This is a genomic window from Anabaena sp. TISTR 8404 (genome assembly GCF_056847745.1).
The window spans coordinates 934105-955069 of record NZ_CP180578.1 but is presented as its reverse complement, the minus strand read 5'-3'; the positions used below and the strand labels follow the sequence as shown (position 1 = coordinate 955069).

Genomic DNA, 20965 nt, shown 5'->3' with positions numbered 1-20965 from the left:
TTTTCTCAATAGTAAAATCCCGTAGAAGGAAATGCTGTTGTTTAAAGCCTTATACCCAGGTAACAGGTTTAATTGACAAATTCTTGAGGAACGCTGTAGATAACTCAACTCAAAAAAACTACAGGAGATTTGACCATGATGAAACGTATCCTTGCTGGCACCCTACTAGCCATCCCACTCTCAATAGCTGCTGTGCAAACCCAAGCATCAGCTGCACAAGTTATTATCAGACCTAATAACCATAAACCTGTTGCAGTACGCAAAGTCGTTCGTCAGAGATGGGTTCCAGCACACTGGGAAAGAACACCACGTGGTCGGCGTTGGGTTCCTGGTCACTATGAAAGATATTAATCAATCTGCTATACTTGGCACTCTTACTATAGTGCATAACTAAATAGCAGATAAAAACTAGGTGCAAATACCGGAATTGGATAGTTTAAAACTACAGTTTGTCAACAATAAGCAATTGCTGAAATAGTTGGTTATATCAGATTTAGACTAACAAATCCTTTGGATGTGTTGGTCTAATTTCTTTGGTGAATTTTTGAAGTGACTTGCTACTAGCGGGCAGGATGTGGTAATTAGTCTTTTGGGACTGGAAAAAGTTCGCTATCTGACCATCAAAAACCTGACTAATTTTACGACTCGATGGATATTACCAGTGTCAGGACTTGAAAAGATGTGACTAAAGTAATCGCTTGATTGAGACTTGATACCAAAAATCCAAAATTCACTAATGCTATACAGACGATTTGGACGCACAGAATTACAGATGCCGGTGTTTTCCTGCGGCAGTATGAGATATCAGTTCAAATGGCAAGATGTTTCTTGGCCAGAAATTCCCGCAGATAACCAGAAAAATCTCGAAGCAACAGTTCACAGAGCAGTAGAACTCGGAATTAATCACATTGAAACTGCTCGTGCTTATGGTAGCTCAGAAATGCAATTGGGAAAAATACTGCCCAAGTTTCCGCGCAAAGAATTGATTGTTCAAACTAAAGTTTCACCTGTTGCTAATCCAAAAGAATTCCGGCAAAAATTTGAACAATCGCTGCGTAATCTTCAGTTAGATTATGTAGACTTGTTTAGCTTGCATGGAGTGAATAATGCTGAGTTCCTGGAATATAGCATTCGTCCTGGTGGTTGTTTGGAAGTGGCAAAGCAACTACAAGCCGAGGGGAAAGTTAGATTTATTGGCTTTTCAACCCATGCGTCTATCGATGTAATTTTACAGGCAATTAATACTAACCAATTCGATTATGTAAATCTGCATTGGTACTACATTAATCAATGGAATTGGCCAGCAATTGAAACTGCTACCCATCTGGATATGGGGGTGTTTATTATTAGTCCTTCCGATAAAGGAGGAATGCTATATAAACCACCGCAAAAATTAGTGAAGCTTTGTGCGCCTTTGAGTCCGATGGTGTTTAATGATTTGTTTTGTTTGAGTCATTCTCAGGTGCATACTTTGAGTATAGGCGCAGCCAAACCCCAAGATTTTGATGAACACTTGAAAACATTAGCATTATTGGATGACTCATCGGAAATTTTGCCCCCAATTTTAGCGAGATTGGAACAGGAAGCGATCGCCATCTTGGGGGAAAATTGGGTAAAGACTTGGCATACCAACCTACCAAAATGGGAAAACACTCCAGGCGGGGTCAATATTCCGATGATTTTGTTGCTGTGGAATTTAGCTACTGCCTATGATTTGGTAGACTACGCTAAAAAGCGCTACAACCTCATGGGTAATGGTAGCCACTGGTTTCCTGGTAATAAAGCAGATCAGCTCAATCAATTAGATTTACGCCAATGTCTTGCCCACAGCCCACACGCGGATAAAATTCCCCAAATTCTCGTTAAAGCCCATGAAATGTTGGGCGGTGAGGCAGTAAAAAGATTATCTCAATCTTAGGTATTGGGGAGTAGGGAGTGGGGAGTAGAGAATAGGAAATACGGGGTAAAGAGTAGGTAATTTAAAATACTTTACCTTCACCCTTCATACTTCATACTTCACACTTCATTCATCTTCTTGTGCTACTTCTGCTTGATTCACCATTGGCACAACTAATACCTTATCCACGCGATTACCGTCCATATCCATTACCTCAATTCGCATCCCCTCCCATTCAAAATGATCGGCGGCGGCGGGGATGCGTCCTAAATGGGTAATTACAAAGCCTCCTAGTGTTTGATAGCTACCGCGTTCTTCCGATTCCCATTCTTCCATGTCGAAAAGTTCAAAGAACTCGTCTACAGGTAACATCCCATCCAGTAACCATGAACCATCTTCTCGCTGCACTGCTTGGGGTTCATCTTCTCCTGGGCCTGCGGGAACATCGCCGACGATTTCGCTCATGATATCGTTAAGAGTCACTAGTCCTTGAATTACGCCGTATTCATCCACTACCAATGCCATATGCGTGATGGTTTGCTTGAATAACTCCAGCACCTTTAAACCACGGGTGCTTTCTGGGACAAACACAGGTTGGCGTAATCCTACTGTTAAATCTAGGGATTCTCCGCGAAAACTGCGGGCGAGTAAGTCTGTCACAGGGATGATCCCCAGTACATTGTCAAGTCCTCCTTGACAAACGGGATACCGAGAATAACCATTCTCAGTCATTTTTTGGCGGTTTTCTTCAGGAGTGTCTTCTAAATCTAGCCAGACGATATCAGGACGGGGTGTCATAAAAGAATTAACTGGGCGATCGCCAAGGCGAAAAACGCGCTCTACCATATCCTGTTCGGCTTCCTCAAAGGTTCCTGCTTCTGTGCCTTGCTCAATCAGAATTTTAATTTCTTCTTCGGTAACTTGCGGTTCTTCTGAAGGTGTAATGCCTAAAATCCGCAGTACCAATTCTGTGGAAGCACTTAACAAATGCACCGCCGGGGAAGCTATAGCCGCTAAAGCCCGCATCGGTATCGCAACAAACGCCGCTATTCTTTCTGGGTTATTTAATGCCAACCGCTTCGGCACTAATTCCCCGATAATCAGAGATAGATACGTAATAATTAAAACGACTATCCCAAAAGATACTGGTTCGCTGTAAGCAGCCAAAAAGGGGATAAGTTTTATATATACTGCCAGCCGATTAGCAATTGTCGCTCCCCCAAAGGCACCAGTCAGGATACCGATAAGAGAAATTCCAACTTGAACGGTAGACAAGAAATTATTGGGAGACTCTGCTAGTTTCAATGCTGCCCTGGCTTTGGCATCTCCTTGATTGGCAAGCTGCTGAAGCCTGACCTTCCGCGCTGAGACAACAGCCATCTCCGACATCGAGAAGATCCCGTTGGCAATAATTAGTACCAAAATGATTAAAATTTCAGAAGTAATGGAGGACATGTTTGGATTTGCCGCTATAGGGAGCGAACTATGCTTAACCCCTAGTATGTAGTATTAAACGTTATTAAAGTGCTGACATAAGTGCTTCGACCAAAAAAGGATAAAGGCTCAAGGATGAAATTTCAATTTAGACTTCATACTTTACACTTCATACTTCCGTTGACTATGCACAAAGTCGTAGTTTAACTTTTTAAATTTATATATTTATATGTCAATCATCATTCTTCCATAGAAGTAATAAGCGGGGCGTTAACACTTCTAAAATGGTGAACATAAACTACCTATAGATTTTCTTATCACTGACGACTTCCACCTCTAGTAGAACTTATGGCATTTTCTTCTATTGTGCGTGCCTTGGCGCGATCGCCACTCACCACAGAACTACTTTCTAAGCTCAATCGGCAACAAGATTTACGCTTAAATGGTATTCCCCGCCTACCCAAGGGCTTGGTAGCATCGGCATTAGCACAAAATTCAGGAAGGAATTTATTTGTCGTCTGTGCCACCTTGGAGGAAGCCGGACGCGCCTACGCTCAATTAGAGGCGATGGGCTGGCAAACAGTACATTTCTACCCCACTTCGGAAGCATCCCCTTACGAACCTTTTGACCCTGAAACCGAAATGACTTGGGGACAAATGCAGGTTTTGGCGGATTTGGTGAAGAGTCAAGAGTTGGTCAAGAGTCAAGAGTCCATAGTCAATGGTCAAAATAAGACAATAGCGGTGGTTGCCACTACTAATGCATTACAGCCGCATTTGCCACCACCAGATGCTTTTACACCCCTTAGCCTTACCCTGAAGAAGGGTATGGAATTTGACCTCAATGCCTTCAGTACCAAAATTACTACGCTGGGTTACGAGCGAGTCCCCCTAGTAGAAACAGAAGGGCAATGGAGTCGGCGCGGTGATATTGTCGATATTTTCCCTGTGTCTTCAGAATTGCCTGTGCGCTTGGAATGGTTTGGCGACGAAATCGAGCAGATTAGAGAATTTGACCCGTCTACTCAGCGTTCTGCCCTTGACAAAATCAATCAAGTCGTGCTTACCCCGACCAGTTTCACTCCGATCATCCTAGAAGCACTCAAAGATAATGCTGAGTTCCAACTGCTGAGTGCTGAGTTGAAGAATGAATCAGAACTTGCAACCGAAGAAACAGGAGTTTTAGAAGGTAGCCGCAGGTTTTTAGGGTTAGCTTTTGAAAAACCTGCATCGATTTTAGATTATCTGCCCGAAAATACTTTAATTGCTATTGATGAACCAGAACAGTGTCATGCACATAGCGATCGCTGGGTAGAAAGTGCCGAAGAACAATGGTCGCTAGGGACTGGTGAATTAGATTTGGGTTCTCTACAACTGCCCAAAATTCATCGCTCTTTTGATGATTGTCTAGCTGAACTTACCCAATTTCTTACTGTATATTTATCTGAAATAGCAGAAGAAAACAACGGCATTAATTTAGCGAGTCGTTCTGTACCCGTTACGCCGCACCAGTTTGGTAAACTGGCGGAGACATTAAGACAAGAACGCGATCGCAATTTCTCTATCTGGTTAATTTCTGCCCAACCTTCCCGTTCTGTCTCCTTACTCCAAGAACACGACTGTCCGGCGCAGTTTATCCCGAATCCGCGCGACTACCAAGCAATTGAAAAGCAGCAAATCAACCACGTACCAGTCGCCCTGAAATATTCAGGTTTGGCGGAACTCGAAGGGTTTATTTTACCAACTTTCCGCTTAGTAGTTGTCACCGACCGCGAATTTTATGGACAGCACTCCCTCGCCACGCCGGGATATATTCGCAAGCGTCGTAAAGCTGCTTCTAAGCAAGTTGACCCGAATAAACTGCGTCCGGGAGATTATGTAGTTCATAGAAGCCACGGGATTGGTAAATTTGTCAAGCTGGAAAGTTTGACGATTAACGATGAAACCCGCGATTACATAGTCGTGCAGTACGCTGACGGCCTGTTGCGGGTGGCGGCTGACCAAGTTGGTTCTTTGTCAAGGTTCCGCGCCACAGGCGATAAAGCCCCAGAACTTCACAAAATGACTGGGAAAGCTTGGGACAATACCAAGAATCGCGTCCGTAAAGCGATCAAGAAATTAGCGGTAGACTTGCTGAAATTATATGCAGCGCGATCGCAACAACAAGGTTTTGCCTATCCTCAAGATATGCCTTGGCAAGAGGAAATGGAAGATTCTTTCCCTTACCAACCAACTACCGACCAGCTAAAAGCCGTCCAAGATGTCAAACGAGACATGGAAAGCGATCGCCCAATGGATCGGTTAGTATGTGGTGACGTTGGTTTCGGTAAAACTGAAGTTGCAATCCGCGCCATTTTTAAAGCTGTGACGGCTGGTAAACAAGTCGCACTCTTAGCACCAACTACCATCCTTACCCAGCAACACTACCACACCCTCAAAGAACGATTTGCCCCTTACCCTGTGAATGTAGGCTTACTCAACCGCTTCCGCACTGCTGAAGAACGCCGCAATATTCAAAAGCGATTAGCAACGGGTGAGTTAGATATTGTTGTCGGTACGCACCAACTTTTAGGTAAAGGTGTATCATTCCGGGACTTGGGTTTATTGGTGGTGGATGAAGAACAAAGATTTGGGGTGAATCAAAAAGAGAAAATCAAATCCTTGAAAACACAGGTTGATGTACTAACACTTTCCGCCACACCCATTCCCCGTACCTTGTATATGTCCTTGTCGGGGATTCGGGAAATGAGTTTGATTACCACACCACCCCCAACTCGGCGACCAATTCAAACCCATCTTTCACCGTTGAATCCCGAAACAGTCCGCAGTGCAATTCGCCAAGAGTTAGACCGAGGCGGACAGGTGTTTTACGTTGTTCCGCGCGTGGAAGGGATTGAAGAGACGACAGCCAAATTGCGAGAGATGATACCGGGGGGGAGATTTGCGATCGCTCACGGGCAAATGGACGAAAGCGAGTTAGAATCAACCATGCTTACCTTCAGCAATGGTGAAGCAGATATCTTGGTATGTACAACAATTATTGAATCAGGTTTAGATATTCCCCGTGTCAACACCATCTTAATTGAAGACGCGCACCGTTTTGGATTAGCGCAACTATACCAATTGCGCGGTCGTGTCGGTCGTGCAGGTATTCAAGCCCATGCTTGGTTATTCTATCCCAAGCAGCGAACATTATCTGATGCGGCACGGCAGAGGTTACGGGCAATTCAAGAATTTACGCAACTCGGTTCCGGGTATCAATTGGCGATGCGCGACATGGAAATTCGAGGCGTGGGTAACTTGCTAGGTGCAGAACAATCCGGTCAAATGGATGCGATCGGTTTTGATTTGTACATGGAAATGTTAGAAGAGGCGATTCGAGAAATTCGCGGTCAAGAAATTCCCCAAGTTGATGATACGCAAATTGATCTCAACCTCACTGCGTTTATTCCAGCAGATTACATTCCTGATATTGATCAAAAGATGAGTGCATACCGTGCGGTAGCGGCGGCGAAATCCAAAGAAGAACTAACGCAGATTGCAGCTGAATGGAGCGATCGCTATGGTACTTTACCCGTGCCTGCCAATCAACTTTTGCGTGTTATGGAACTAAAACAAGTAGCGAAAAAATTAGGCTTTAGCCGGATTAAACCAGAAAACAAACAGCACGTAATTTTAGAAACACCAATGGAAGAACCTGCATGGAATTTACTTGCAGCCAACTTACCAGAACATCTGAAAACGCGTTTTGTTTACTCTCCTGGTAAAGTCACAGTCCGAGGTTTAGCGGTGATGAAAGCCGACCAACAATTGCAAAGTTTGATTGATGCAATGGGGAGAATGCAAGGAGCGATCGCAGAAGCAACCGTTGTTTGATAAATATTTTATTAGATGAAACAGCAATTTTTCATTCGTCTCAGTGAGATATGATTTAAAGGCTAATGTTCTGATGTCTTCACCCAAGTGGATACAAATATTAACTATGCTGTAGCTTGGAATTTGTTTATTGAGTTCGATAACTCATCTATAACAAGTTTTAGGCTTAAGTATAGCTGAACAGAAATTGTAGAGCATGATCGCTAAAGGAATACGGCAATGAAAATTAAAGTCAAAAATCTTGGTGCTTTAAAGCAAGCCGAATTCACACTTGGCGAATTGACTATAATTTGTGGCTGCAATAATACTGGCAAGACCTACGCTACTTATGCCTTATTTGGCTTTTTATCTACTTGGCAAGATAGGTTGTCAATCAAAATTAATACTGATAAGATTAACCTGCTTCTTACTGACGGTGTAGTTCGTCTTGATATACAAGAATATGTCAAACACTCTGAACACATTATTACTAAAGGTTGTCAGGCTTATACTAAAGAATTATCAAAAGTTTTTGCAGCACCAGCCGAACGATTTAAAACAACAGATTTTCAGATCAGTCTTGATGTCCAAAATATTCCTCTGAAAAGCGGATTTAATCTAAAAATTGGTTCTGGTGAGGTATCACTTTTTTCTATTACCAAAAGTGAAGAAAGTACAGAATTAGTTGTAACTCTACTGGTTGAGAAAGAAAAAGTAAAAATCCCCACCGAAATCATTGAGGAAATCATTGGAGACGCACTAAAAAAGATCATTTTTGATCAGTTTTTTCCTAACCCTTTCATCGCCAGTAGTGAACGAACTGGGGCTGCAATTTTTCGTAAAGACTTAGATTTTGATCGTAATCGCTTGCTAGAAGAAATTAGTCGTGTTGGACAAGATATCAATCGAGTAGAACTGCTACTTAAAGATTTTGGAGATTATGCTCTACCGATAAAGAAAAATGTTGATTTCATACGGCGACTTGAAAGCATTGTCAAAAAAAATAGTTTTATCGCGGAAAATCATCCTGATGTGCTGGTGGATTTTGCCAAAATCATCGGTGGTGAGTACACAGTTACCCGCAATGATGAGCTTTACTATTTGCCTACGGGTAAACGTGTCAAGCTGTCTATGGATGAAAGTTCTAGTGCGGTGCGTTCTCTACTGGACATTGGCTTTTATCTGAGACATGAGGCTCAACTTGGCGATTTACTCATGGTAGATGAACCCGAATTGAACTTACACCCCGAAAATCAACGTTGTGTCGCACGGCTATTTGCTCGATTAGTAAACCTGGGTATTAAAGTTTTCATTACCACACACAGCGATTATATTATCAAAGAACTGAATACGCTGATCATGCTCAACCATGATAAACCTCATCTTAAGCGAATTGCTGAAAAAGAAGGTTATCGACAAGAAGAACTAATATCTGCTGAAAAAATCAAAGTCTATATTGCGGAAGAAGAACTGATAATACCAGATGGTAAAACAAAAAGACAAAAATGCCAGACCCTGACACCAGCAGATATTGATCCACAACTAGGTATTGAAGCCCGTAGTTTCGACAAAACCATCGAAACAATGAATCGCATTCAGGAAGCGATCGTTTGGGGTGAAGAGTAATGTCTGATATCGCTATCCTCAAAGAGATGATTCAGGAAAACGCCACAGTACCATTGCAAGAACACTACAACAAAAAGAAAGTCATACTCACAGAACTGACAGATCCTAAATATTCGGTAACTATTTATGGGATGCCTAAAGATGATGAAGTCATTGTAATTAAGGCAGATAATTTTGAATCACCAAAGACGATATTTAAAGGAAATCGTGGTGAATGCAAACGTGCAGATTTTGTAATTATTGCTGATACAGAAGACAAAAAAGTTATTCTCTGTATTGAAATGAAGGGAGGAAAAGGCGGTTTAGAAATAGAAATCATTCAGCAACTTAAAGGAGGACAGTGTTTTATTGCTTATTGTCAAAAAATTGGTCAGTCATTTTGGAATCAGCAAAATTTTCTCAGCGATTATGTATATCGTTTCGTCAGCATTAAGGAAATTAGTATTGCCAAGCAAAAAACACGCATTAGTCGCCAAACTAACAATCATGATCATCCAGACAAAATGCTAAAAATTAGCTCACCACATTACCTTCATTTCAATCATTTGATCGGAGGGTGATAGGTAATGCCTCCCCTCAACTTTGTTCACAACTTAGTGCGATCGCCTGCTCCCTAGTTTCCTTTTACACTAACAAACCCAATAATCAAATGTACTAAAATTAAGATCCAACCTCTTTTAGAGTGTTTTCTTATGTCCTTGCAAGAGCTTAAGGAACAAGCTTGTAAACTGCCTGTGAGCGATCGCCTTGCGCTTATTAGTGCTGTCATTCAATCCCTACAAGACACGCCTCAGATGGATACCTGGCAATATCTAGTTGCACGTCCTCACCCTTGGCGCAAACAACTTTACATTAAAGGGCGTAAACTACTTGCCTCAACTGTTTGGCAAGATATGATTGCAAACCAGATGTCACCAGAACAAGCAGCCGAAAATTGGGATTTACCGATATCTGCTATTTATGAAGCGATTAGTTACTGTGAGAGTCATCAAGAACTACTGAAATTAGAAGCGGATGAAGAACGTCACCGTGTAGAAGCAAAAGGAGTTCCACTTGAGTCTACGAATGCTGCTTGATGAGGATTCACAGGCAAAATATTTGGTCAATCTTCTTCAAGCAACAGGACACGATGTAGTCACAGTCAATGCAGTGGGTTTGATGAATCGGCCTGATTCAGTAGTGCTAGACTACTCTAGACAAAATCAGCGAGTCCTACTTACACGCAACTGTGATGACTTCCTAGAGTTACATCAAGCCAACCCAATACATTCAGGAATTTTGGCTGTTTATCAAAATTCTGATGCTACCAAAAACATGAGTTATCAGTTAATCGTCAAAGCGATCGCAAATTTAGAGACAGCAGAATACATACTTAATAATCAATTCGTGATTCTCAATCAATGGAATTATTGACGCTCAACCTCTGTAATCACCACCTCATCTCCCCAACGAAAAGCCTACTCTGAGGTGATTGCCGAATTCCCTACTGCTAACAAGTATGGTTGTTGGTATATTCTGAAAAAATAGCTTCACAAGTGTATGAAAATTAATGGCGTTGCTGTCAGTCTCGCCATCGAAAGACAAACGCAGAGTATCGCAAAGGTAAACGCAGAGGAATACAGAGATATCTCTGCGAGACTCTGCGTTAATAAATATATGACCAATAAATTCAACTTCTTCTCGTATATTTACTGCTATTTTTAATTATTGCGATCGCTTTGTTATCATTGGTAGGATTAGCTGGTAAAGCCACATCTCTAAAGGCTTTGGGCGTGTCCTATCATCCAGACAATCGTCAACTAAGGTAAATACTATAATTATCTTCAGAAAAATTTATACTTGCTGTAGTTGCAAATCACACTTGACGAAATGTACACTTTTAATCATGATGTTTGCTTGATACTGCCACTAGCTTGTTATTGTCTACCCTTAACTTCAGCATAGACAATCAACCTAGTGAGTCATGCACGAGCTAGTCCATTTCAAGCCGCCTATTGCCGGGTGAAGATAACCTCGTACAACCGTTAAATAATTACCAGAGAACTTGACCTCGCTTTACCTTGCTTTTAGTGGGGTCATTCTTAGGCTGAAAATGTAGAAGTCGGGTAGGTAGTCTTTAATTTAAGGTTAAGGGTGACTTGTTGTTTATGGATGGACAGCCACTAATTTTAGTTGTAGAAGAAAATCTACACAATTTAGAACTACTCAATTATCATCTCAAATCATTAAATTTTTCTTGCATTTGTGCCAAACAAGGTATTAAAGCTTTGATTTTGACACAAACACATCAACCTGATTTAATCATCTTAGATATGATGATTTCAGATATTAGTGGCGGTCAAGTTATTGATTTCTTAAAGCGAGAACAAAAAACCGCAAGAATTCCCATCATTGCAGCTATTCCTTGGTATTTAGAACAAAACTCCGAACGTCTCTTTCTCACAGGTACTGATGGCTATCTCACAAAACCCTATGATTTTAGTAAATTAAATGTATTGTCTCGCTATCTCACTCAGTTAAATTCTTCAAGTTTGCTTTAGGTATAGATTCAGGATTACGCACTTCTGGTAGCTGTTGTAAAATCACAATTATCCCAGTACGGCCTGTAGCTAAATTTGTATTAGTCATCAGGTCAAGTATTGGCTTGCCAATTATTTCTTCAATCAAATCTTGAAGTTGTTTTTTAAGGATTTTATCTAAAAATAAGCGTACTTGTTCTGCTAAATTTTCATGACCTCCAGATCTGAGCGTAATTTCAACTTGGGTAGTAGATTTTTCTAAAGAAATAACTAATTCTGAATCAAAAAAATGACAAATAACTTGGCTAGGACGTTGCCCTAGTTGTTCATAATATAAAGCACTAATACGCTGTGCAATTTCTCTTTCTAGTTGTCCAATTGTTGGGTGTGACATTAGTCAGTATATATGCTCTAACAATTAATTTTATGGAGTGAGAAATTTTGAACTATGAAATAAGTTTATATATTTAATGTTGCAGGGACATTATTGTATTGATTTTGTTTAATATCCATAACATATATATAAGTACTTTTAAACAATCAAGGTCAACATAAATCCTATTTATATGCATTATAGTTTTATGAAAAAATGTTTATAACGAATAATCGCCTTAGCTATGATACCTGAATAACAAGCGATGTCAACTAAAATAGTGATTATCTGGGTACAGCAGTCGGGAGAATAAAAAACTTTTATAAGTTAATTTTTTATTCATAATTTACCTAGTAAATTGATCACCTAATAGAGCTTGGTCTATATTTTTTGGTTAAAAATAACTGGTGGTTTGGCAATTTCCCATAACCATCATTATTTGTATAAATAATATATATGAAATCAGATAATTTGTTTTAACTATATGTTGCTATAGCTAAGTGTTGAGTAAAAACTTCATTCCTTTCAATACTTGTTTCCCGTCAGGTAAATAGTAAAAAATCACACTCAACAAAAAATTTAAGGATGTGAAATTTTATGTTTAATTTGAGCCGCCCAACGCACTGGCTCAACTTTTCGCAAAATCTAAAATCCAAAATCCAAAATGGTATTAGCTATTATCAGAACAATAATAAATATAATTATACTTGCTCTCTGCCTCAAGATAGATTTAATGGTATCAAAGGTTAACAGTCAACTATCCCATTAAGTAATTATGCGTTATAGCCTTACTAAAAATCAGCAATAGCTAGTCAGCATGGAAGTAAAAAGTTGATGAGATTTTTTAGCTTTTTACTTCCTGAAGAAATCTTGGCTTATTTTGTACCAAATAAGCGATCGCCTGCATCTCCCAAACCTGGAATAATATAGCCATGTTCATCCAAATACTCATCAATGGCAGCCGTATAAATCGGTACATCAGGATGAACACTACAGAAATGTTGCAGACCTTCTGGGGCGGCTAGTAAGCAAACAAACCGCATCGATAAAGGGTTGGTAGATTTCAATCTTTCCACAGCCGCGACAGCAGAATTTCCGGTTGCTAACATTGGGTCAACAATAATCATGTCTCGTTGCTCAACATCGTGGGGAACTTTAAAATAATATTCAACTGGAATTAATGTTTTCGGGTCACGGTATAAACCAATATGTCCAACTCGTGCAGATGGAATTAACTCCAACATTCCATCTAAGATTCCTTGTCCTGCACGCATGATAGAAACTAACACCAACTTTTTATCCGGTGCAAGCACGGGTGCATTCATTGGGGCGAGGGGTGTTTTAATCTGTTCATATTTCAGAGGTAAATTTCGCGTTACTTCATAACCTAACAACAGACTAATTTCTTTGAGGAGGTTACGAAATTTCGTCGTGCTAGTTTCAGCTTTCCGCATCAAAGTCAGTTTATGTTGAATTAATGGATGCTCAATAACTGTTACTTGATTTTGCATTTTGGTCAAATTAAGTATGAAGTATGAAGTATGAAGTATGAAGTGTCAATAATTTCAGCCTTCATTCTTCATCCTTTAAAATACTGTGCCATCACTATCAATTTGGATAGGGGGTTGACCACCTTTTCTGCGTTCTGCGGCAATTTTGCGTCCTGCTGTCCAGGTTCCGCCTTGGAGGATTTTTACTAACGGGAGTTCTTCCACACTCATCCCCAACTTTTCGCGGACGGTTGCAGCAATTTCATCTAACAAAATCACAGTTAAAGCACGCCATTCAACTATTAGTTCTGAACCAACCGAATGGGATGAATGCAAAATTTCTGGGTTTTTCAGCTGAATTAATCCTAAATCAAGACATAACCCACCATTACGATATTCTGGTAAGCCAGTGAGGGCATCTAACTCAGTAATTATTAAACCCAGTTCTTGTAATGGTTCTAACAAAGAGTATGTCAACCACTGAGACAGTTTGTGAAACGGTACTAACTTATCATCAGCTACCGCTGAATGTTGCCATACATCACCAAGATTAACACCAGCAATTGCTAATCTTCCTGGCCAAATATCACTTAGCCCTTCTAAAACTGCACTTAATACCTTTGTTGCAGCTAACTGCCCATTTTGGGATTTACTCACAAGATAATTAACTAAATTTCCGGGACGGGGGTTTTCTTCGCCAAATAAATGGGGGAATGCAACTACAACTTGTCCCAATTTCTGTAATAATTGCGATCGCCCACTAATTCCCACAAGTGGATTTTCTGCACTTACCTGAAACCCAGCGGCTAATTCTGCCTCAGTTAACTTTAGCAATTTCACCGCATCCACTTGCGGTAAGCCTGAAACAGAAAACGCCCCTTGACAAAACATCTCGAAACTAGCAACGGCCAACCCTTCAGAACGTCCCAAACTCAGCCCAGTTTCCTGTTCATGATAACGCCAACTATCTCCCGCCCCCGCATCTAACAACACACTCACTATTGCCAAATCAAACTTGGCTATAGCTTGTTGTAAAGGCGTTAGTCCCGCTAACAAATTATTCAACTTTGCCAAACGCGGTATACCTTGCGCCTCAAAATGTCGCCAACGACTATGAAAGGGAATATTTAAATCTGGATACTCGCAACGCATTACCTCAATTACATAGTCTGCTACTCGTCCCAACTGCGACAAATCACAAGTAAAGTGACGCGACTTACCCTCATTCACCAGCGCAAAAATTTGCCCACAACGTTCTCTAATAGCTGTGGGAGAACGAAGATATTCAATTATTCTATGTGAACTCTGCGCTTCTGCGTTGAATATATCCACCCTTTACCTCACACGCATAATATAGGGGTGAAAGATGAAACTTTCCATCCTTCACCCTTCAGACTTCATACTTCACACTTCACACTTCTAGCGAACGTCCCTTCACCTCAGCCAAGCCGTCTGTATCTAACACATCTCCTGTCGTGTAGTAACCAGCAGCTTTCTTCGCTTCAATTTCTACCCGCGCATCTTGGGGAATTAAATCTTCAGGTATGGGTATGCGTTCGACAATTTCGATGCCTGACTGAGTAATGGCGTTGTATTTCATATTACTCATAGACACCATACGGTCAATACGGGTAATGCCCAGCCAATGCAGTACATCTGGCATCAGTTCTTGGAAGCGCATATCTTGCACACCTGCGACACATTCTGTCCGGGCAAAGTAAGCATCAGCGCGATCGCCTCCTTCCTGACGCTTACGGGCGTTGTATACTAAGAATTTCGTGACTTCGCCCAAAGCCCGACCTTCTTTGCGACAATAAACAATTATCCCCACACCGCCTTCCTGTGCTGTTTGGACACATACCTCAATGCCGTGTACTAGATAAGGACGACAGGTACAAATATCTGAACCAAAGACATCAGAACCGTTACATTCATCATGTACCCGCACCGCCACAGGTTTACTAGGGTCAGTAATTGCTGCTATATCGCCAACAATATATACAGTTAAACCCCCAATTGGTGGTAAAAATACTTCTAAATCAGAACGCGTCACCAGTTCCGGGAACATCCCCCCAGTTTGTTCAAACAACGCCCGCCGCAAATCTCCTTCAGTTATACCAAAGCGCTTGGCGACACCTGGTAAATACCACACTGGTTCTATGGCTGCTTTGGTAACAACTAAATCACCGCCAGGTTTCATAATTTGCCCATCTACCTGCAAGCGCCCTTTGGCTACAGCATCTTGCAGTTCTGGCATATTGATATGCGCCTTCGTAATCGCAATTGTTGGGCGGATATCGTAACCTTTTTGTAAATAAGTAGAAAAAACTTCCGGTGCGATCGCTCCCAACGGATCGAGTGAGACAATTTTATCAGGGTCAGCCCAACTCGGATAAGGGCCGATATGCTCAATTGGCGAAGTATTCGTTAAATCAGCGCGATGATCTGTTTGCAAAGCGCCACTAGCCACCGCTAAAGCACGATAAATTGCATAACCGCCTGAATGCGTGCCAATTACATTGCGATGTGCTTGGTTAGTCAGCGTCGCAATTACCGGGCCACGTTCTATCGGGTCACTTACGCCCCAGCGAATTGGTATTGGCTTGGGGCCAAAATTACTCGGATGGGATGTTAAAACAATATGCCGGGAAACACTATTTGGCTTTGGCATAGTCATACGTTTATGTAATGTTTTTAGAAATTATTCAGCAGGTTAGTACAAATCAATCTAACTAGTTAGAGTCTTTATTTGCCATTTGTCCCTCGTTATGAGTAACAGGTTTTGATATATAGCAATCCTAAATGAGATGCAAACAAATCTGTTCACTGTTCCCTGTTCCCTATTCCCTGCCTCCACGAGTAGTTTGTAAATCAAATAGGATTGCTATATTTATTTTCACTGAAATAATTAGTTACTAAGTACTTGTCAACTATCAAGGGTAAGTTTTTTGTTTAGTGACTAATTATTTACAACTCTGTTATGTGGAGTTTCGTATTTTCAGTATTGGTTAATACAATTACTAACACAAAATTTGCTGATATTTCATACTAATGCCAGATAATTTTAAAGATGACTTTAAACATGCCTGAAGAGATAATTTTGTGCGAAAGTTATTACTAAGGTAAAAACACTAATCTCTGTTTCTCTCAAATTCATGGATTCTTTATCTATTAATTCCTTACTTGAAGATTTAAAAAACCCCAACGCCTCAGTTCGGGAACAAGCAACGAAGAAACTCTGGCGGATCTGGTTTCAGCAAAAGGGAATTCATGGGCTAGAAAAAATCGACCAAAGTCAAAAATTGCTGGATGCAGGTAAAACCACCGAAGCAGAATCACTGTTGACCCAACTGATCAAAGAACAACCTGATTTTGCCGAAGCCTGGAATCGCAGAGCTTTTCTGTACTACAGTGTCGGTAAATATAAAGAATCTCTGGCAGACTGTCAGATGGTTATCCAGATTAATCCGGTGCATTTTGGGGCATTACATGGCATGGGCTTATGTTATGCCGCTATAGGTCAGTATGTTGATGCCATCAAAGCCTTTAAACGCGCTTTGGCAATCCAGCCTTATTCTTTAGTCAATCAAAAATTGATTTTAGAATGTACACTCAGACTTAGTTAAAACATCTGTCTGATTACATTCTCTTGTTCTTTGAATTTGTTACCACCTTCAACAACAGTGATTCATCGCCTAACTCGCCGCCAGTTTATTCAGTATGGTTCTATCTGTATGGGTAGCAGCTTGCTTGCAGCTTGCACCAACAGCAACGAACCAGCAAATTCGAGTTCACAGTTAGATAAAGTCAGCTTTGGCACAAACTGGTATGCACAAGCAGAACACGGCGGATTTTACCAGGCGATCGCGACAGGTATTTACCAAAAGCATGGTCTAGATGTCACCATTAAAATGGGTGGCCCACAAGTACCAAGCGGCACTCAGTTGTTAGTAGGGGGTGCAGTTGACTTTTTCATGGGATATGGCATCGATGCAATTAACGCCATTGCCCAAGAAATTCCCAAAATTACCGTAGCGGCCATCTTTCAAAAAGACCCGCAGTGCCTTATTACCCATCCCAACACAGCAATCAAAACTCTTGCAGACCTCAAAGGCAAACCAATTTATGTCTCGGCGGCTGCTAACGTTACATATTGGCCAGTTCTCAAAGTTAAGTATGGTTTTACCGACGACCAAAAACGCCCCTACAACTTTAATCCCGCCCCCTTCTTGGCAGATAAAACTTCAGCACAGCAAGGCTACATCACCTCAGAACCTTATGCTGTGGAAAAACAAGGCGGATTTAAACCCACAGTCTTTTTATTAGCAGATTATGGTTACTCTACCTACGCCACAACCATTGAAACCAGAAAAGAACTAGTAGAAAAAAAACCCGATTTAGTCCAGCGATTTGTTGATGCCTCAATTAAAGGTTGGTACAGCTACCTCGAAAATCCCCAACCAGGGAATCAACTCATCAAAAAAGATAACCCCGAAATGACCGATGACCAATTAGCATACGGCATTCAAAAACTGAAAGAATATGGGATTATTACTTCTGGTACTGCCGCAAAACAAGGTATTGGCGCAATGAGCCAGGAACGCTGGAAGACACTCTACGATAGCATGGTAACTGCTGGGGTCTACAAGCCCAATATTAACTACAAAGATGCGTTTACCTTGCAATTCGTCAATAAAAGCATAGACTACTACAAGTCTTCATGAGTAACTATCCGGCGATTACACTCCATCAGATTAACAAAGTCTACGCTAATGGCACAGTTGCCTTGCAAGACCTGAACTTAGAGATTCCAGAATCGCAGTTTGTCAGCTTAGTAGGCGCTTCGGGATGCGGTAAAAGTACGGTATTACGGTTAATAGCTGGATTAGGTAAAGTCAGTTCCGGTAAAATTGAATGGGGCATACCTCAAACAGCGCGAAAATTAGCATTTGTTTTCCAAGATGCTGCACTGATGCCTTGGGCAAACCTTAGAGAAAACGTCCGCCTACCGATAAAATTGGCAGGAATACCCAAGGAAGATGCCCAAAATTTAGTACAACAAGCCTTAGCTTTAGTAGGACTCACAAATTTTGCCGATAGTTATCCTAGGCAGTTATCTGGGGGGATGAAAATGCGAGTTTCCATTGCTAGGGCTTTAGTTACTCAGCCCAATATTCTTTTAATGGATGAACCATTCGGGGCATTAGATGAAATTACCCGCAGCAAACTTAACAGCGATTTATTAGATTTGTGGCAAAAATATCGTTGGACAGTGCTGTTTGTGACTCATAATATTTACGAGGCGGTGTATTTATCTAATCGCGTGTTAGTTATGGGAACAAATCCAGGACGAATTGTGGCAGATATCGAAATTGATGTCCCATATCCTCGTGATGAAGAGTTTCGGACATCAGTGTTATATAACGAATATTGTCGGAAAGTTTCCCATTGTTTAGCGGAAGGAATGAATTAACCGCAGATGGACGCAGATGAAGATTAGTGATAGAAATACAAGTAAATTTATCTCTGCTGAGGTTTTAGCACCTATCTTAGTTGGTGTGATAGTTTTGCTGCTATGGGATGTTTTGGTGCGGGTAACTAATTCACCACCTTATATCTTGCCGAGTCCTTTATTAGTATTTAAAACGTTAATTGCCGACTGGAACGAGTTATTTGCTTCGTTATTAATTACGTTACAAATTACAGTAGTTGCTTTTATTGCGGCTGTGGTTTCTGGTTTATTAATTGCAATTTTGTTTACGCAAAGTAAGTGGATAGAAAAAAGTTTATTTCCTTATGCGGTCATTTTACAGACAACACCGATAGTAGCGATCGCACCTTTAATCATTCTTTGGTTTAAAAATAACACCTTTGCCGCCTTAGTAGTCTGTGCCTGGATAGTCGCCTTTTTCCCCATCGTCTCTAACACTACCCTCGGACTCAACAGCGTTGATCGCAACTTACTCAACCTCTTTCAACTCTACAAAGCTTCACGCTGGCAAACCCTTTGGTATCTCCGCCTACCCAGTGCTATGCCTTATTTTTTAGGTGGGTTGAAAATTAGCGGTGGTTTAGCCTTAATTGGCGCTGTCGTCGCGGAATTTGTCGCCGGAACAGGTGGGGCAAAATCAGGTATTGCCTACCGTATCCTAATTTCTAGCTACAACCTGCAAATTCCCCGAATGTTTGCGGCCTTATTCCTTACCACTGGCTTAGGCGTACTAATATTTGTCAGCCTCAGCTACCTATCAGACCTTATATTAAGTAAGTGGCACGAAAGCGCCGTTAAACATGAAAACTAATAAAACGCAAAGGTGCGCTGAGGTTGACGCAAAGGTGCGCAAAGAGATAAATTCTCAGCGTCACTCTGCGCTTACCTCCGTGTAAATCTGCGTTAAAAAAAGACTATGGCAACTACCAATTTAGATACCCTCCGCGCTGCTTTTACAGGCATAGAAATTATCACAGACCCCCACCAAGTAGCCAAATTATCCCAGGATTACCACACTTTTAGCCCCGTTCTTGTACCCAAACTTGCTGGCAAAGTCGGGGATATCGTGGTGCGTCCTGCAAACGAAGCAGAAGTGTTAAAAGTTGCAGCCACCTGTGCAGAATTACGTGTACCTGTAACGGTACGCGGTGCAGGAACCGGAAATTATGGGCAGTGTGTACCGATGCACGGCGGCGTAATTTTAGACATGACCAAAATGCAAGAAATTCTCTGGGTAAAACCAGGGGTAGCGCGAGTAGAAGCTGGGGTGAAATTAGCCGCCTTAGATAAAAAAGCAAAGGGAAGTGGCTGGGAAATGCGGATGTCTCCCTCTACCTACCGCACAGCCACTATTGCCGGGTTTGTGGCTGGTGGAAGTGGTGGTATTGGGTCGATACAGTATGGGTTACTTGGCGATCGCGGCAATCTTTTAGCACTACGCGTGGTAACTTTAGAAGAAGAACCCCGTGTCATCGAACTGCGTGGCGACGATGTACAGAAAGTCAACCATGCTTGGGGAATTAACGGTATCATCACCGAAGTCGAAATACCTCTAGCACCTGCTTATCCTTGGGCGGAAGTAATTGTCACCTTTGACAACTTTATGACAGCAGCAAAGTTTGGGCAGTCTTTAGGTAATGCTGATGGTATGATGAAAAAAATCATATCAATCTTTGCATCACCCATCCCGGAATACTTTAGCGCCCTACACCAATATATTCCTGATGGCACTCATGCAGCGTTATTAATGGTTGCAGAACCCAGTTTAGAATTCTTACCTGGTTTGGTACAGCAATACAACGGTCAAATTACTTATCAAAAGCCAGCACAAGAAGCAGGTAAAGGATTGAATTTGGCTGAATTTACTTGGAATCACACCACCTTACACGCCCGGTCTGTAGATACTTCACTTACCTACTTACAATCTATCTTCCCCGCCGACAAAGGTTTAGAACTAGTAGAGGAGCTATATCATTATTTCGGTGATGAAGTGATGATGCACTTAGAATTTATTCGCGTCAACGGCCAAGTAATTCCTGCGGCTTTACAACTTGTGCGTTACTCCACCGAAGCACGCCTCAATGAAATTATTCACTACCACGAAGCTAAAGGTGTGTTTATTGCCAATCCTCACACCTATATTATTGAAGATGGTGGCAGAAAAGTAATTGACCCTGAGCAATTGAAATTTAAAGAAATGGTCGATCCTTATGGGTTAATGAACCCTGGTAAGAGTAAAGTACTAGAATTCAAGGTAACAAGAAATTGATTTATCCTAGC

18 protein-coding genes are annotated in these 20965 nt (G+C 41.4%); 13 read left to right on the top strand and 5 right to left on the bottom strand.

All coding sequences use genetic code 11. The features are described from left to right. Positions 1-135 precede the first annotated feature (135 nt). Positions 136-351: a hypothetical protein gene (locus ACMX3D_RS04080; protein ID WP_482750190.1), complete on the top strand. Its 216-nt coding sequence runs from the start codon at positions 136-138 to the stop codon at positions 349-351. A 385-nt stretch (positions 352-736) separates the two neighbouring features. Then, on the top strand, positions 737-1918 hold the full coding sequence (locus ACMX3D_RS04075; protein WP_482750189.1) for an aldo/keto reductase: 1182 nt from the start codon (positions 737-739) through the stop codon (positions 1916-1918). 105 nt (positions 1919-2023) lie between these two features. Here the strand turns inward: ACMX3D_RS04075 and ACMX3D_RS04070 are convergent, their stop codons facing one another. Beyond that, entirely contained in the window at positions 2024-3352 is a 1329-nt protein-coding gene (locus ACMX3D_RS04070) for a hemolysin family protein (RefSeq protein ID WP_482750188.1), read from the bottom strand. 327 nt (positions 3353-3679) lie between these two features. Here ACMX3D_RS04070 and mfd point away from each other — a divergent pair, with 327 nt between their 5' ends. The 6 genes from mfd (at position 3680) to ACMX3D_RS04040 (ending at position 11352) form a co-directional block, all read left to right on the top strand. Beyond that, a complete protein-coding gene (mfd, locus tag ACMX3D_RS04065) occupies positions 3680-7207 on the top strand; it encodes a transcription-repair coupling factor (protein WP_482750187.1) in 3528 nt (1175 codons plus the stop codon). A 219-nt stretch (positions 7208-7426) separates the two neighbouring features. Beyond that, positions 7427-8812, top strand: a complete 1386-nt coding sequence (locus tag ACMX3D_RS04060) for an AAA family ATPase (RefSeq protein ID WP_482750186.1) — start codon at positions 7427-7429, stop codon at positions 8810-8812. Continuing rightward, entirely contained in the window at positions 8812-9372 is a 561-nt protein-coding gene (locus ACMX3D_RS04055) for a hypothetical protein (RefSeq protein WP_482750185.1), read from the top strand. The genes ACMX3D_RS04060 and ACMX3D_RS04055 overlap by 1 nt, the downstream gene beginning before the upstream one ends. A gap of 132 nt (positions 9373-9504) precedes the next feature. Next, positions 9505-9888: a hypothetical protein gene (locus ACMX3D_RS04050; protein WP_482750184.1), complete on the top strand. Its 384-nt coding sequence runs from the start codon at positions 9505-9507 to the stop codon at positions 9886-9888. Between the two features lie 22 nt (positions 9889-9910). Continuing rightward, positions 9911-10225 (top strand): DUF5615 family PIN-like protein, encoded by a 315-nt coding sequence (locus ACMX3D_RS04045; RefSeq protein ID WP_482750183.1) that lies wholly within the window; start codon positions 9911-9913, stop codon positions 10223-10225. Positions 10226-10959: 734 nt separating this feature from the next. Next, the gene (locus ACMX3D_RS04040; protein ID WP_482750182.1) at positions 10960-11352 is read left to right on the top strand and encodes a response regulator; all 393 of its coding nucleotides are present in this window, start codon (positions 10960-10962) and stop codon (positions 11350-11352) included. Here the strand turns inward: ACMX3D_RS04040 and ACMX3D_RS04035 are convergent. The 4 genes from ACMX3D_RS04035 to ACMX3D_RS04020 form a co-directional block, all read right to left on the bottom strand. Then, complete coding sequence (locus ACMX3D_RS04035) at positions 11321-11725, bottom strand: Na-translocating system protein MpsC family protein (RefSeq protein WP_482750181.1); 405 nt, start codon at positions 11723-11725, stop codon at positions 11321-11323. The two genes, ACMX3D_RS04040 and ACMX3D_RS04035, sit on opposite strands and share 32 nt — an antisense overlap. 854 nt (positions 11726-12579) lie before the next feature. Then, complete coding sequence (upp, locus tag ACMX3D_RS04030; RefSeq protein WP_482750180.1) at positions 12580-13215, bottom strand: uracil phosphoribosyltransferase; 636 nt, start codon at positions 13213-13215, stop codon at positions 12580-12582. A gap of 75 nt (positions 13216-13290) precedes the next feature. Then, positions 13291-14526: a URC4/urg3 family protein gene (locus ACMX3D_RS04025; RefSeq protein ID WP_482750179.1), complete on the bottom strand. Its 1236-nt coding sequence runs from the start codon at positions 14524-14526 to the stop codon at positions 13291-13293. A 79-nt stretch (positions 14527-14605) separates the two neighbouring features. Then, on the bottom strand, positions 14606-15865 hold the full coding sequence (locus ACMX3D_RS04020; protein ID WP_482750178.1) for a GTP cyclohydrolase II: 1260 nt from the start codon (positions 15863-15865) through the stop codon (positions 14606-14608). 484 nt (positions 15866-16349) lie between these two features. On the opposite strand from ACMX3D_RS04020, the gene ACMX3D_RS04015 reads away from it, so the two are divergent. The 5 genes from ACMX3D_RS04015 (at position 16350) to ACMX3D_RS03995 (ending at position 20954) form a co-directional block, all read left to right on the top strand. Next, positions 16350-16820: a tetratricopeptide repeat protein gene (locus ACMX3D_RS04015; protein ID WP_482750177.1), complete on the top strand. Its 471-nt coding sequence runs from the start codon at positions 16350-16352 to the stop codon at positions 16818-16820. A gap of 30 nt (positions 16821-16850) precedes the next feature. Continuing rightward, positions 16851-17918, top strand: coding sequence for an ABC transporter substrate-binding protein (locus ACMX3D_RS04010; RefSeq protein ID WP_482750176.1), 1068 nt, complete (start codon positions 16851-16853; stop codon positions 17916-17918). Then, a complete protein-coding gene (locus ACMX3D_RS04005) occupies positions 17915-18667 on the top strand; it encodes an ABC transporter ATP-binding protein (RefSeq protein WP_482750175.1) in 753 nt (250 codons plus the stop codon). The genes ACMX3D_RS04010 and ACMX3D_RS04005 overlap by 4 nt, the downstream gene beginning before the upstream one ends. A gap of 16 nt (positions 18668-18683) precedes the next feature. Next, the gene (locus ACMX3D_RS04000; RefSeq protein ID WP_482750174.1) at positions 18684-19496 is read left to right on the top strand and encodes an ABC transporter permease; all 813 of its coding nucleotides are present in this window, start codon (positions 18684-18686) and stop codon (positions 19494-19496) included. Between the two features lie 105 nt (positions 19497-19601). After that, positions 19602-20954, top strand: coding sequence for an FAD-binding oxidoreductase (locus ACMX3D_RS03995; RefSeq protein WP_482750173.1), 1353 nt, complete (start codon positions 19602-19604; stop codon positions 20952-20954). Positions 20955-20965: the final 11 nt, after the last annotated feature.

What these genes read in the sequence shown, in the direction of transcription:
- ACMX3D_RS04080 (WP_482750190.1), top strand. Translation starts at nt 136, where the DNA reads ATGATGAAACGTATCCTTGCTGGCACCCTACTAGCCATCCCACTCTCA.
- ACMX3D_RS04075 (WP_482750189.1), top strand. Translation starts at nt 737, where the DNA reads ATGCTATACAGACGATTTGGACGCACAGAATTACAGATGCCGGTGTTT.
- ACMX3D_RS04070 (WP_482750188.1), bottom strand. Translation starts at nt 3,352, where the DNA reads ATGTCCTCCATTACTTCTGAAATTTTAATCATTTTGGTACTAATTATT.
- mfd (WP_482750187.1), top strand. Translation starts at nt 3,680, where the DNA reads ATGGCATTTTCTTCTATTGTGCGTGCCTTGGCGCGATCGCCACTCACC.
- ACMX3D_RS04060 (WP_482750186.1), top strand. Translation starts at nt 7,427, where the DNA reads ATGAAAATTAAAGTCAAAAATCTTGGTGCTTTAAAGCAAGCCGAATTC.
- ACMX3D_RS04055 (WP_482750185.1), top strand. Translation starts at nt 8,812, where the DNA reads ATGTCTGATATCGCTATCCTCAAAGAGATGATTCAGGAAAACGCCACA.
- ACMX3D_RS04050 (WP_482750184.1), top strand. Translation starts at nt 9,505, where the DNA reads ATGTCCTTGCAAGAGCTTAAGGAACAAGCTTGTAAACTGCCTGTGAGC.
- ACMX3D_RS04040 (WP_482750182.1), top strand. Translation starts at nt 10,960, where the DNA reads ATGGATGGACAGCCACTAATTTTAGTTGTAGAAGAAAATCTACACAAT.
- ACMX3D_RS04035 (WP_482750181.1), bottom strand. Translation starts at nt 11,725, where the DNA reads ATGTCACACCCAACAATTGGACAACTAGAAAGAGAAATTGCACAGCGT.
- upp (WP_482750180.1), bottom strand. Translation starts at nt 13,215, where the DNA reads ATGCAAAATCAAGTAACAGTTATTGAGCATCCATTAATTCAACATAAA.
- ACMX3D_RS04020 (WP_482750178.1), bottom strand. Translation starts at nt 15,865, where the DNA reads ATGCCAAAGCCAAATAGTGTTTCCCGGCATATTGTTTTAACATCCCAT.
- ACMX3D_RS04015 (WP_482750177.1), top strand. Translation starts at nt 16,350, where the DNA reads ATGGATTCTTTATCTATTAATTCCTTACTTGAAGATTTAAAAAACCCC.
- ACMX3D_RS04005 (WP_482750175.1), top strand. Translation starts at nt 17,915, where the DNA reads ATGAGTAACTATCCGGCGATTACACTCCATCAGATTAACAAAGTCTAC.
- ACMX3D_RS04000 (WP_482750174.1), top strand. Translation starts at nt 18,684, where the DNA reads ATGAAGATTAGTGATAGAAATACAAGTAAATTTATCTCTGCTGAGGTT.
- ACMX3D_RS03995 (WP_482750173.1), top strand. Translation starts at nt 19,602, where the DNA reads ATGGCAACTACCAATTTAGATACCCTCCGCGCTGCTTTTACAGGCATA.